At 70.7% G+C, this 12,495-nt stretch carries 13 protein-coding genes; 5 read left to right on the top strand and 8 right to left on the bottom strand.

The genetic code is table 11. The features are described 5' to 3' along the window. Window positions 1–10 precede the first annotated feature (10 nt). The 3 genes from ABT001_RS27505 to ABT001_RS27495 all read right to left on the bottom strand — a co-directional run bounded on the left by ABT001_RS27505 (window position 11) and on the right by ABT001_RS27495 (window position 3,068). Window positions 11–1,018, bottom strand: coding sequence for a FecCD family ABC transporter permease (locus ABT001_RS27505; protein ID WP_351282701.1), 1,008 nt, complete (start codon window positions 1,016–1,018; stop codon window positions 11–13). Next, complete coding sequence (locus ABT001_RS27500; RefSeq protein WP_351282802.1) at window positions 1,015–1,986, bottom strand: FecCD family ABC transporter permease; 972 nt, start codon at window positions 1,984–1,986, stop codon at window positions 1,015–1,017. The genes ABT001_RS27505 and ABT001_RS27500 overlap by 4 nt, the downstream gene beginning before the upstream one ends. A 104-nt stretch (window positions 1,987–2,090) precedes the next feature. After that, window positions 2,091–3,068, bottom strand: a complete 978-nt coding sequence (locus ABT001_RS27495; RefSeq protein WP_351282699.1) for an ABC transporter substrate-binding protein — start codon at window positions 3,066–3,068, stop codon at window positions 2,091–2,093. 86 nt (window positions 3,069–3,154) lie between these two features. On the opposite strand from ABT001_RS27495, the gene ABT001_RS27490 reads away from it, so the two are divergent. Next, window positions 3,155–4,354 carry a hypothetical protein gene (locus tag ABT001_RS27490; protein ID WP_351282696.1) on the top strand — a complete coding sequence of 400 codons (1,200 nt, stop codon included), beginning with the start codon at window positions 3,155–3,157 and terminating at the stop codon, window positions 4,352–4,354. Between the two features lie 89 nt (window positions 4,355–4,443). On the opposite strand, the gene ABT001_RS27485 is transcribed toward ABT001_RS27490, so the two are convergent. Next, on the bottom strand, window positions 4,444–4,863 hold the full coding sequence (locus tag ABT001_RS27485; protein ID WP_351282693.1) for a Fur family transcriptional regulator: 420 nt from the start codon (window positions 4,861–4,863) through the stop codon (window positions 4,444–4,446). A 384-nt stretch (window positions 4,864–5,247) separates the two neighbouring features. Between ABT001_RS27485 and ABT001_RS27480 the strand changes: the two genes are divergently transcribed. Together ABT001_RS27480 and ABT001_RS27475 are read left to right on the top strand one after the other, a co-directional pair. Continuing rightward, a complete protein-coding gene (locus ABT001_RS27480; protein ID WP_502967535.1) occupies window positions 5,248–6,399 on the top strand; it encodes a metallophosphoesterase in 1,152 nt (383 codons plus the stop codon). 304 nt (window positions 6,400–6,703) lie between these two features. Continuing rightward, window positions 6,704–7,237, top strand: a complete 534-nt coding sequence (locus ABT001_RS27475; RefSeq protein ID WP_502967532.1) for a DUF1648 domain-containing protein — start codon at window positions 6,704–6,706, stop codon at window positions 7,235–7,237. Window positions 7,238–7,383: 146 nt separating this feature from the next. Here the strand turns inward: ABT001_RS27475 and ABT001_RS27470 are convergent, their stop codons facing one another. Both ABT001_RS27470 and ABT001_RS27465 read right to left on the bottom strand, forming a co-directional pair. Then, window positions 7,384–8,580 carry an MBL fold metallo-hydrolase gene (locus ABT001_RS27470; RefSeq protein WP_351282687.1) on the bottom strand — a complete coding sequence of 399 codons (1,197 nt, stop codon included), beginning with the start codon at window positions 8,578–8,580 and terminating at the stop codon, window positions 7,384–7,386. 126 nt (window positions 8,581–8,706) lie between these two features. Continuing rightward, on the bottom strand, window positions 8,707–9,147 hold the full coding sequence (locus ABT001_RS27465) for a PPOX class F420-dependent oxidoreductase (RefSeq protein ID WP_351282685.1): 441 nt from the start codon (window positions 9,145–9,147) through the stop codon (window positions 8,707–8,709). 143 nt (window positions 9,148–9,290) lie between these two features. Here ABT001_RS27465 and ABT001_RS27460 point away from each other — a divergent pair, with 143 nt between their 5' ends. Further along, window positions 9,291–9,881, top strand: coding sequence for a TetR/AcrR family transcriptional regulator (locus ABT001_RS27460; RefSeq protein WP_502967534.1), 591 nt, complete (start codon window positions 9,291–9,293; stop codon window positions 9,879–9,881). Window positions 9,882–9,927: 46 nt separating this feature from the next. Here the strand turns inward: ABT001_RS27460 and ABT001_RS27455 are convergent, their stop codons facing one another. Both ABT001_RS27455 and ABT001_RS27450 read right to left on the bottom strand, forming a co-directional pair. Next, window positions 9,928–10,929 (bottom strand): DUF6745 domain-containing protein, encoded by a 1,002-nt coding sequence (locus ABT001_RS27455; protein ID WP_351282679.1) that lies wholly within the window; start codon window positions 10,927–10,929, stop codon window positions 9,928–9,930. Window positions 10,930–11,018: 89 nt separating this feature from the next. Beyond that, window positions 11,019–11,345: a DUF8820 family protein gene (locus tag ABT001_RS27450; protein ID WP_351282676.1), complete on the bottom strand. Its 327-nt coding sequence runs from the start codon at window positions 11,343–11,345 to the stop codon at window positions 11,019–11,021. A gap of 187 nt (window positions 11,346–11,532) precedes the next feature. On the opposite strand from ABT001_RS27450, the gene ABT001_RS27445 reads away from it, so the two are divergent. Next, window positions 11,533–12,492 (top strand): STM4015 family protein, encoded by a 960-nt coding sequence (locus ABT001_RS27445; RefSeq protein WP_351282674.1) that lies wholly within the window; start codon window positions 11,533–11,535, stop codon window positions 12,490–12,492. The last annotated feature ends 3 nt before the right edge of the window (window positions 12,493–12,495 follow it).

Here is a 12,495-nt window from a genome sequence, read left to right as displayed (position 1 = left end):
TCCGTCGGTGTCAGAAGGTTCGGCTCGGCGTACGGCGCACGACGACCATCAGCAGTGCGGCGCCGAAGCACGCCGTGAGCGCCCCGACGGGAAGCGTGAGCCGATCGGAGTCCAGCGTCGCCGCGAGCAGCCGCGAGGACAACTGCGCCGCGGCGTCCGCTCCGCACACCACGACCGCACCTAGCAAGGCGGCACCGGGCAGCCCCGCCCGCAGGTCCGCTCCGAAGACGGCGACAGCCAGGTGCGGCACGAGCAGCCCCACGAAGCCCAGCGCTCCGACCGCGGCCACGGCACCCGCCGTCAGGGCCACGGCGCACAGCAGTGCGAGACTCCTCGCCCGCCGGACCGAGAGACCTGCCGACAGAGCGATGTCGTCACCGCAGCGCAACAGGGTCAGCGGTCCGGTCAGCAGCCATGCCGCGACCCCCCAGACCAGTGCCCACGGCCACAGCAGGTGCCAGTGCTCCCACACCCTGCCCTCCGTGGTTCCCACCAGCCACTGCACGACGCTCCCGAGTTCACCGGGCTCCACGAGCAGCACCATGGCGGTGAGTCCGCCGAGCACCGCGGAGACCAGCACCCCGTGCACGGCGGTCCGGGCGGGGTCGCCGCCTCCCCGGCCCACGAGGAGCCACAGCAGCAGCCCTCCGGCACATCCGCCCGCGCACGCGGCGAGCACGACGGCCAGGGGCGAGTCCCACCCTGCGAGTCCGAGCGCCGTGGCGGTGACGGCACCGAGGACCGCGCCCGGTGTCACACCTGTCACTTCCGGGCCGGCCAAAGGGTTGCGGAGCGCGGACTGCAGGATCAGCCCTGCCACGGCGAGGGACGCACCCGCACCGAGTGCCACGAGCATTCTGGGAAGCCGCAGCTGGAGGAAGATGTGACGTTCCGTCGCGTCGCCGCCACCGCCCAGCACATCCCAGACCGCACCGGGGGTCATGCCGCGTCCGGCCACCAGTTCAAGTCCGGCGCACACGACGGCCACTGCCGACAGCCCCAGGAAACGCCACCTCATCGCGTGCCCTCCGTTCCGGTCGTCGTACGGGCGCGGCGCCGGGAACGCATCAGCGCGATCCCGGCCGGCACTCCCAGCAGGGCCGTCCAGGCGCCGGCCGGCGTCTCCACGGGCGCCAGTGCCAGCCGGGCAGGGACGTCTGCGACGGTCACGACCACAGCACCCCACGCGGCGGACCACGGAAGCCAACGCACCGCGCCCCCGGACGGGTTGAACCACCTCGCCAGATGCGGGGCGAGGAACCCCACCCACGCGACGGGTCCGCATACGGCCGTGACGGGAGCGATCAGCACGACGGCGATGGCCAGCGCGGCCAGCCGTGCCCGCTGGGCACGCACACCCAGCGCCTCGGCGTCCTCGTCCCCCAGTCGCATGACCGAGAGCACAGGCGCGCAGAGGACGAGGGCGGGAGCCGAGACGAGGAGCCACGGCCACAGCCCCGTGACGTCCTCCCAGGTCCGGGCGGAGAGGGAACCCAGCAGGTACCGGTAGATGAGCTGAAGGTCCAACTGGTCCGCCATGACCATCAGGACGAGCAGTGCTGCCTGCAACGCGGCAGCCACCGCGGCGCCGGTCAACAGCACCGCGGACGGGCTGCGCCCCAGTCCGGCGGCCAGCAGGGTCAGCCCGCCACCGAGCACGGCTCCGCCGAGGGCGAGGAAGGGCTGGACCGCGACGGGCAGTGACAGGGCGAGCACCAGCGGCGCGGCCACGCCCAGTGCCGCTCCGGACGAGACGCCCAGCATTTCCGGCACGGCCAGGGGGTTGCGGAGCGCCTCCTGGAGTACGAGCCCCGCCGCCCCCAGGCAGGCTCCGGCTGTCAGCGCCAGTACCAGCCGTGGGACACGGAGTTCGTTGACGACGGTCCCGGCCAGCGTGGTGTCTCCGTCCATCAGCACACCGACGAGCCGGTGCGGTGGGACGCGAGGGGTGCCGAGACAGAGTGCGCAGACCGAGGCGACGGCCAGCACCGCGATCACCAGGAGGGGTTGCCACAGCCCTTCAGCCCGCGCGCCTCGACCAGCCCCGTCCGTCCCACCGCCGGCCGCGGCGGGTGTGCGGAGGGCCGTGTTCACCGCAGTGCGGCCGTGGCCTCGTCGAGGACGATGCCCATCGAACGAGTACCGCGCCCCTTGGCCCACACCTCGGAGTTCACCTCGTGGACGTCACCGTTCCTCACGGCCGGGATCTTGCTCCAGAGGGGGTTCTTCGCCAGCTTCTCCGACAGAGCGCCGTCCGCGTCGCCGAAACTCATCGTTTCGACGAACAGCACGTCGACGTCCCGGGCGAGGATCTCTTCCAGGCTGTAACTGCCTTCCACACCACGGGACTTCCACGGGTAGTCGGCGATCTTGCCGATGAGGCCGGCGGTCACGTCACCTTCCGGGGTCGCGACGCCGAAATTCTCGTCGCTGCCGTAGATGATGAGGGCGGTCCTGCCGCTCGGCGTCTTCTCGGCCTCGGCGAGCTTGGCCCGGAAGGCTCCCTCCGCCTTCTCCCCCTCGACGGTGCGGCCGGTGAGGGCGGCGGTGTCGCGCAGGTATCCGACGCTGTCCTCCCACGTCTCGGGCTGCATGGCCCAGAACGTGGTGGCGCCCTTCAGGGCTGGGGTGAGCTTGCCGTGGGTGTCCCCGAGGCCGATCACGAGGTCCGGCTTGTGGGAGAGGATCGCCTCCACCTCCGGAGCGATGAAACCACCGGGGATGACATCGACTTCATCGGCCTCGGCCTCACCGAGGAAGCGGGGGTGCGGAAGCAGCGCACTGTTCGTGGCCGTGGGGACGATGCCGAGCTCGGTCAGGATGTCGTCGCACAGCGCGAACAGGCAGACGATCCGCTCCGGCTTCTTCTCCAGGGAGATCCTGACGCCGTTCACGTCGGTCAACTCCGTGGCCGGCTTGATGGGTTCGACCGTGACCTCGGTCCTGGGAGCCGGTTTCGCCTTGTCGCCCTCGGACCCGTCGGAGGACGAGCCGCAGCCGACCAGGACGGAACCCGCAACCAGTGCGGTGAGCCACGTACGGACGGATCTGGACGGTGCGCGCAGCATCGAAGCCCTCGCTTCTCCTCAGGAACCTGGAACGCACTGAAGATACATGATAATCATTTTCAATCGACCGGAATCTTGGAGGGCCCATGCCTGCCGCCGCCCCCGTGCTACTCGTCTCCGACCACGTGGACGGCTCCGTCAGCGTGTTCACCGTGCCGGACGGATCTCTCAGGGAACGCCTCACCGGGCGCCATGTCTCCGAGCACGCCGGGTTCCTGGCCCTGCCGGAAGGACGGGTCGCCTGCGTCGACGAACTCCGGGGCGAACTGCTGGTGCTCAACCCCTTCGGTGACGAACTCATAGAACTCGCCGCCCCGGTCGCCGTACCGGCAGAGCATCTGGCCTGCGATCCGACCGGGCGCCGGCTGGTCGTCACGACCGGCCTGGGCAAGAACAGCGAGCCCTGGTCGGACCTCCTGACAGTGGTCGACCTCGCGACCGGAGAGGCCGCCCGGGTGCGCACACGCGTCGGCGAACCGGGCGTGACAGTCCTCGGCGGCGACGACCCGCTCGTCGTACTGCGCCACCGACAGCCCGGCGCACTGGCCGTCCACCGGTTCACAGATCTCCTCGCGACCGCACCCGGCTGCCCCACGGTCACGCCAGGCGCGGTCCTGCCGCTGCCCGACGACGGTCACGGTGACGCCCATGACCCCCACTCGGGCCAGGCGTTCGCCGCCACGAGCGAGGGAGTGCACACCGCCCGAAGGACGGGTGACGGACTCACGTACGGAGCGGTCATCCCGTGGGGGGCTCCCTCCCGAGGCTGGTACCTGCGCCTCGACACCCGCCGACGAGCACTGTGGACCACCCTGCGTGGCGGTGATCCTGATCCGCTGCGATGGCCGGACTGGACGAACCACGCCTGGCGCCATGACCTGGTGACGGGTCGCACCCTCCTCTCGGACCTCGGCCCCGGCCTGGTCTTCCGGCTGGCTCTCGCCCGTGACCACACGGCCTTCACCCGCATCCATCCCGACGGTGACGAGCTGATCCTCCTGGGCACCGACGACACACCGCGCCGTGTCCCCCTGCCCGCCATGGACGGTGCGCCAGGTCGCGACAGCACCCCGTGGGAAGGCGTCCAACGCCGAGCGGTGGTCGCCTCACCCGGTTCCGACTGGGTGGCCGTCACCCGGGGCGGCCACGGAGAAGTGCACCTCTTCGACGCGCGGACGGGCCACGAGGTGAACCGCGTCAAAACAGGCACCCCGCTGCACCACGGAGGTCACGGCATCATGCGCGGCCAGGACGACGGCGCCGACGGCGACCCCGTGGGGCGCTGAAACACACAGGCGGCGGAGCACCTCACCGGCCGGTGGACGCCCGTCACCGAACTCCGTTCGCAGGCCACCTCCGTGGCCCCCGCTCCACCTCACGCGCAGGCCGGACAGGTTCCCGTCGCGGCGACAGCGTGCCGCACGTCCTCGAACCCATGGCGAGGCCCGAGCTGCGCGACCCAGTCCTCCAACGCCTGGAAGACGAACGTGACGCGCGCTCCGCAGACCCGGCATCGCAAGTGGTGCTCGTGGACCGGCGGCAGGTATCGGTACGCCTTCGCGCCGCTGCGCGCGTGGACCGTCTCGAGCCACCCCTCCGCGTCCGCCATGGACAGCGCCCGGTACACCGTGGTGAGGCCGATGCGCACCCCCCGTCGCGTCATCGCCTCATGGAGCCCCTGGGCACTCAGGAACCCCCCGTCCTCCCGCAGGGCTGCCAGCACTTCAGGCCGGCGGTCCGCAGCGCGGCGATGTCTGGGTCGATCCGGGACGGCAGCCGACGAGGGGGTGCCCATCATCGCCTCCTTACGTGCGGGTAGAAGCAACTGTCGGTGCTGTCAGCCCTCTTGCGACGGCCCATACACGGGCCGCCTCAAGAGGAGAGCCTTCGCAGGGACCGGGCGGCCGGAGCCGACGCGACGTCAGCGATCTCCGTCGACAACGCCCTCACCTTAACCAAGATGGTAATCATTTCCAACTAAATCCCCAGGGCCCGCCCGACCGCGCGAGGCAGTCGAGGGCCGTCCCGGAACTCACCCTCGCGGCACCGGAACGACCGGGTACAGTGCGCGCGTCAACGGTCTGGCCACTCGAGGAGGGAAAGCGTGACCGACATCGGCGAAACCCGGTCCGTGGACGGTTCGGCACATGCGACCCAGCAGAGCCGGCTGCGCCTCCTGATGCGCTACCTCCCTCTGGTCGCCCCCGTCCTCCTGTGGACCGTGCCCTGCTGGGTGCTGCTGCACACCGGCCAGCACTGGCCGCTCCCCGTGACGCTGGGCGGCACCGTCCTGTTCGCCCTCGGCCTGATCGTCATGCCGCTCGCGATGGCGCGCGGCCACGGCCGACGACAGCAGGACTGGGCGGCGATCCTCGGAGACACCCTCCTCGGGGCCGGCTGGGTGCTCTTCACCTGGTCCGTCCTGCTCGGCGCCCTGCTGCGCCTCGCCCTGACCCTGACCGGAGTGGGCGACGGTCGGACCCGGGCCCGGATCGTCACGTGGGTGATTTTCGGCGTAGCCGCCGTGCTGCTCGCGTGGGGGTACGCCGAGGCCCGCCGAGTACCGCGAGTACGCCGGCTCGACGTGCAACTTCCGCGCCTGGGAGCCGGGTTGGACGGCACCCGCGTCGCCCTCATCACCGACACCCATTACGGCCCGCTCGACCGCGCCCGCTGGTCGGCACGGGTCTGCGCGAAGGTCAACACCCTGGAGGCCGACCTGGTCTGCCACACCGGCGACATCGCGGACGGCACAGCCGAACGCCGGCGCGCCCAGGCCGCTCCCCTCGGCACCGTACGAGCCACCCGGGCCCGCGTCTACGTCACCGGAAACCACGAGTACTACAGCGAGGCCCAGGGCTGGGTCGACCTGATGGACGAGCTGGGCTGGGAGCCGCTGCGCAACCGTCACCTGCTGCTCGAACGCGGAGGCGACACCCTTGTGGTCGCCGGAGTGGATGACGTCACCGCCGAGTCCTCCGGCCTGGCCGGTCACCGCGCCCACCTCGCCGGAGCCCTCGAAGGCGCCGATCCCGACCTGCCCGTCCTGCTCCTGGCCCACCAGCCCAAGTTCGTCGACCGGGCCGCAGCGGACGGCATCGACCTGCAGCTCTCGGGCCACACCCACGGCGGCCAGATCTGGCCCTTCCACCACCTCGTCCGCATCGACCAACCCGCCCTCGCCGGCCTCAGCCGCCACGGCAGACGCACTCTCCTCTACACCAGCCGAGGCACCGGCTTCTGGGGCCCGCCGTTCCGCGTCTTCGCCCCCAGCGAGATCACCCTCCTCGTGCTGCGCTCCCCGCAGCGGCCCTCCGCACAGCCCCTTTGAGCGGAGCCCTCAGAACGCCCGACCCGATACCGAGGGCTCGGCGGCCCAGGCCACGGCGGCGACCGGTTCGAAGACCGCCGCGTCGGCTTCTCTCGTTCGCCACCCTCTTCCTGGGCACGGCGCAGGAGCCTGGCGCGAACCTCACGGATCCGGTCGCAGGAGCCGCGCAGCGACGAGCCTTCCTCGCACATACTGCTGAGAAAGGACTCAGAACGCGCGCCCAGGTCATGTCCCTGCTGCGCGCTCGCTCAGCACGGACATCGGACCCTTTCCATCTCCCGGCGCTCGGTGGATGATCGGCTTCATGGTGCTCCTCTCCTCTCCCTGGCGGCCGTGGTTGATCCCCAATGCCGTCCTGCTCGTCGGGATGGCGACTTGGGGAACGCTTCGCTACCCACACTTGCCGGGGCGGATACCCAAGCACATCGGTGCCGACGGAGTGGACGCCTGGACGGACAGGTCGATCGGCAGTGCGTTCCTGCTGGTCTTCGTGTACGCGGGAGTGACGATTCTGATGGCCGGTTGCGCCGAACTCACCCTGCGAGTGACACCGCACGACGAGCTGCCGGACTCCCAGGCCTCACCGTTTGCCGCAGCGCAGGCGGCATCGTCCCTGCTCAACAGGCCCCGCAACCGACTCTCCGCACAGCGGACCGCACGCGCCCTGCTGCTGTTCAACACCTGCATCGGGGTCTCATTCCTCGCAGGCTGCGGAATACTCTGGCGTCCCACGCCGGACGCGAACGTACCCGCGTGGTTCTTCGCGGCGATGACTCTGCCGCTCCTTGTCGGCTCCGCGGTGACCGTCGCGGCGGCCGTGAAGGACAGGAAGCAATAACCCCTGTGCGGGCGACAAGAGTGCGAACTGCCACTGCCCCCACCGGCCGCCCTTCTCCGGAAGGACCGTCGACGGCCGCCTATGAACGGTCCCGTTCCTCACCCAGCAGCCGAACGAGCTCCCCCGCCATCACTTGTTGTCTCCTGTCACCGCTCGCCCGCGAGGTCGACTTCCTCCCGGTCTACCGGTGCCGCATCCGTCACCTTCGGGCGACGCCACGGGCGCGCGATCGGCGCCGACACCGCACGCCACCACGCATCCGAGGGAAGCTCCCCAGAAGGCTCGAACGACTCACCCGGGCGGGGGAACGCCACCTGCTGCCCCACCTCCTCAGCAGCATCCCGCATCCACTCCCCCGGCTCCGCCCACGGATGCGGTGCGAGGTTGAAGGTGCCCCAGTGGATCGGCATCAGCGCACCGTGCGGCCGGCCACCCTGCAGGTCCAGGTGTGCCTGAGCTCCCTCGACGGGTGTCATGTGGATGTCCGGCCAGTATTCCGAGTAAGCGCCGACCTGGATCATCGTCACGTCGAAGGGGCCGTGCTCGGCACCGATGTCCCGGAAGCCGGAGAAATAGCCTGTGTCCCCGCTGTGGTAGACCCGGTGCTCCGGGCCGGCGACGACCCAGGAGGCCCAGAGCGTGTGCTGCTGGTTGCGCAGACCTCTACCGCAGAAGTGCCGCGCGGGCGTGGCGGTCAGGCTGATGCCCCCGATCTGCGTGGTTTCGTTCCAGTCGAGCTCGTGGATGCGTTCCGGCGGCACGCCCCACCGCTCCAGGTGGGCGCCGACACCGAGCGGTACCGCGAAGACCGTGTCCGTGCCTGCCAGGGCCCTGATCGTGGGCAGGTCGAGGTGGTCGTAGTGGTCATGGGAGATCACGACGGCGTCGACAGGCCCCAGCGAGGCGAGCGGCAGCGGGACGGGGTGCAGCCGCTTGGGCCCGGCGAAGGCGAACGGCGAGCAGCGCTCGCCCCAGACCGGGTCGAACAGCACCCGTCGGCCGTCGATCTCGGTGAGCACGCTGGAATGGCCGAGCCAGGTCACCCGCAGGCCCGTGACAGGCGGCACTGCCAGGTCGGCCAGGGTCGTGGCATGGACGGGTACGGTGCCGAGAGGGGATCTGCGGGCCCGTTCCTCCTTGCGGAAGTACCCCTTGGCGAATTCGATCATGGAGCCCGACGGCCTGGTCCGCGCTCCTTCCGGGTTCTGGAACACCCCATCGGCGAAATTGGGTGAGCGGCGGATGCGTTCCATCCGTGCTCCGGCGGGGTCCGCCCCGAAGGCTTCAGGGCGTGCCGAGCGGAGTCGGTCACGGAGCGAGGGCTTGGTGTCGGCGCCGGTCACAACATCTCCAGGGGGTCGGTCGTCTCATTATGGTGGGGAGGTGCGACGGGCGAGGGCTGGGCGGTGGACGAAGCACGTACGCGCCCTGCGGAGCCGTGTCGCGGACGTGCCGCAGGGCAGGCCGCATCAGGCAAGCGGCTGACCGTACACATGACCGATCCGAAGGGTCAGGACGACTCTGCGGTCCTGGACCATCACCCGGCGGTAGTCGTCCCAGTCGGGATGCTCCCCCCGGACGTCCCGGTAAAGGGTGATCAGCTGCTCGACGGTCGTGTCGTCCGGGTCGGCGGCGGGTGGAGTCAGCTCGGCCGTGGCATCGGCGACAGTCCAGGCCCACCGGTCGTCGTTGGTGACGTGGTAGCTCGCCCTCGGGTCCCGGCGGAGGTTGCGGGTCTTCGCCCGACCCTCCGTGACGGACACCCTGATCACCCCCTCTGCGGGGTAGTAGGCGTGATTCACGTTGGACAGCTGGGGCCTGCCGTCCGGCTTGAGGGTGACCAGCACACCGCCGTCGTGTTCCCCGAAGATGCGGAGCAGCGCCTCGCGCCCGGGTTCGAAGTCCGTCATGCCGACTCCAACGTCTGTACCCCCCGCAGGATTCCGCGTCCGGGGCGGCAATGGCACGTGCCCGCCCTCCCCTGATGCGGGTGGGCGGATGGCCGGGCCAGGGCGTTGGTTAGGGTAACCGCGTGGCGAGAGTGCGGCTGAGCGTGGCGGAGCGTCGTGAGGAGCTCCTGCGCGCTGCCGTCGAGCAGATCGAGGTCCGGGGCGTGGCCGCGGTCCGGATCGCCGATGTGGCTGCCGTTCTCGGGGTGAGCAACGCCCTGGTGCTCTACCACTTCTCGTCCAAGGAGAAATTGGTGGCCGCCGCGTTCGCTTACGCGGCGGAGGCCGATCTCGCCCACCTCCGCAAGCTGCTGACGCGCCGCACCAGCGCGGTGCGGCGGCTCCGCTCCGCCGTGCGCTGGTACGCGCCGACCGGTCAGGCCAAGGGGTGGCGGCTCTGGATCGAGAGCTGGGCGTCCGCCCTGCGTGATCCGGTGCTGCGCGACGTGGCCGGAGATCTCGACCAGCAGTGGAAGGCGGAGCTGGCCGAGGTCATCGAGGAGGGCGCGGCGGCGGGTGAGTTCCGCTGCGAGGATCCGGTGTCGGTGGCCTGGCGGCTAGCCGCCCTCCTGGACGGGCTGGCCGTCCAGATGACGTCGTACGCGGGTCCACTCTCCCGGGCGACCATGCTGCGGTGGACCGAAGAGGCGCTCGCCCGCGAGCTCGGCATCGAGCACGAGGTTCTCACCGCCTGAGGACGCCCGGGCGCACCCGGCCGGGGCAGCCGGGTACTCCGGCCGGTCAGGTCTGGCGCACCGGAGCGTAGGCCTCTCCCTCGAGTCCGAAGGTCCAGGCCACGCCCTCCTTCGCGGTCCGGGTCCTGGGTGGTACACGCAGCCAGTACGTGCGGTGTGTCCCGTCGGGTTCGGGGGTGGAGTTGACGACTTCGACCATCACGACGTCCTCGTCGCCCTCCATCGCTATGCGCCAGAGGATTCCGGTCTCGTCCCGGTGCCTCGGCTCGGCGCCGGATTCGGAGAGGTAGCGGTCGTAGCCGTAGTACTCGAGCATCACGCGGCGCAGCTCCGCGTTCTCCTCGGCGCGTATACGGTCCGGGGTCAGGCTCGCCAGGCTGTCGAGGAACGCGGCCGGCACGGGCATTCCGCGCCAGGCGTTAAGGGCGAAGCCGTCGGGGTAGGCGAGGGCCGGGCCGTCGCCCCGGTCGAGCCGTCCCGCCTCGTCCCGGTGGAGTGCCTCCGGCCGCTCGCTGATCACCGCGACGTGTTCGTAGGGCCACCACCAGCCGGCGTTCCTGGCGACCTCCGCAAGGCCGGTCAGCCGGTCGCCTCGGCCGTCGAAGGCCGCGAGCCAAGCCGCGTCGTGCTGGCCCAGGACCGCGTCGAGCAGCACGAGGCGGATGCCGGACTCGTCTTCGGGGCGTGTGGCGAGCTCGGCGACCACTCCCGCGCGTATCCGTTCGGCCAGTGCGGCGGTGGTCTCCCACAGCTGGGCTCCGGTGGCGGACCACAAGGCGGACCAGCCTGCCGGGCCCAGCTCGTCGTACATCCGGCGGCGCTCCTCCGCCCAGGGGCGGGTGCGGACCTCCTCGCGCACCGAGCGGCCCGCGCCGGAGAGCTTGACCACCATCTCGGCTGCCGCTCTGGGCGAGTCCGCCCAGATGATGCGCTCCGGCTCGGCCAGCCCCGCGCCGCGGTAGGCGAGCCTCACCCCGTCCTCGGCCGCGCGCCTGTCGGCCCTGCCCGTCGCCGCCGCCACGGCCCGCCATGCGTTCACGTACTGCATCGGTGTTCCCGTCCCCTGTTCCTGGTTCCTGACCGCACATCACCGGACCGCCCGCCGGTCCGCACCACACTCCGCCCTGGGCGGCAGGGTCAGTCCGCGACGACGCGGACCGCCCCCGGGGCGTACTCGCGCTGACGCACGACGCGGAACCAGCCCTTCGGCAGCGCTATCGGGGCGTGCTCCTCGTGGACCACGCGTCCGCCTTCGGGAAGGTGGAGCAGCATCGGGCCGAACGGGCCCGCCTCCCGGATCAGCCGGCCCGGTCCCTGCACCGCGTGTGCGTGGCCGGTGACCTCGCCGAGCGCCAGAACCAACCGCCCTCGCCCGTCCCGTAGTTCACCCTGCGCGTCGCGGAAGTGTGTGGGCACGTCCGACTCCTCCAGCGCCACCATCAGTACATCGCCCTGCCGGTACACAGACGTCTCCCCTCCGTCCCGGCACCCTCCGTGCCGGTCACAGGGAAGACGCTACGAGAGGGGTCTGACATCGGCGGCCGTCCGGCCTCCGGTCAGCCGGAAAGCCGTCCCCGGTCACACCGTTGTCAGTGGCGCTTGATAAACCTTGCGGACATCAGGCGTCCCCAAGTATCAGGAGATCGGTGCCATGTCCGACGCAGACCGTCTGCACGAGTTGGCCGGCCTTCCGGCCGTCGATTTCCAGCGCGAGCCCGAGGGGGAGGCCCACCCGTCGGCCGGTACGGTGGCCTGGCGCATCGGCGTCGACCCGTACGACTCCGACGGCGAGGACGCCACCTGGGAGGACGAGTTCCACGCCTTCCTCGGAACCGTCGATCCGTCCGGTGTCAAGGCCCTGATCATCGGGCAGTGGGGCGAGTCGTACGAAGAGACCTCTGCCTATCCCATCGGGCTCGTCGTCGCGGCATCCGACCGGCTGACCTCGCTCGAGGCAGTCTTCATCGGGGACCTGACGGCGGAGGAGGCCGAGATCTCCTGGATCGAGCAGTCGGACGTCACCGCTCTGCTCTCCGCGTTCCCGAGCCTGACCTACCTCGGTGTGCGCGGTGGCACGGATCTGATATTCCCGCCCGTCAAGCACGAGTCCCTGCGCGCGCTCACCATCGAGAGTGGTGGACTGCCCGCGGAGGCGTTGCGCGGGGTGCTGGACAGCGAGCTGCCGGCGCTGGAGCGCCTGGACCTCTGGCTCGGCGTCTCCGCCTACGGGGGCGATGCGGTCGTCCCGGATCTGGCCCCTCTGCTCACCGGGACCCGCTTTCCCCGGCTTCACCATCTGGGCCTGCGCAACAGCGAGTTGCAGAACGAGATCGCCTCCGCCATCGGGTCGGCGCCGGTCGTCGCGCAGCTCCGCAGCCTCGATCTGTCGAACGGCACGCTGGGTGACGAGGGTGCGGCCGCCCTGCTCGACGGTCAGCCGCTCACCCATCTCACGTCGCTCGACCTGCACCACCACTTCCTGACGGAAGCGATGGAGCGACGCGTCTCGGAAGCCCTGGAGCCACACGGTGTGTCGGTCGATCTCTCCGAGCGCTGCGAGCCGTGGGACGGCCTCGGCCCCGAGGGCCGTTACACCGCGGTCGCGGAGTGAGGG

This window comes from Streptomyces sp. NPDC002793 (assembly GCF_040295485.1).
In the GTDB taxonomy this organism is placed as follows: domain Bacteria; phylum Actinomycetota; class Actinomycetes; order Streptomycetales; family Streptomycetaceae; genus Streptomyces.
The sequence above is the reverse complement of the archived record's forward strand: the minus strand, read 5'-3'. Positions and strand labels throughout refer to the sequence as shown.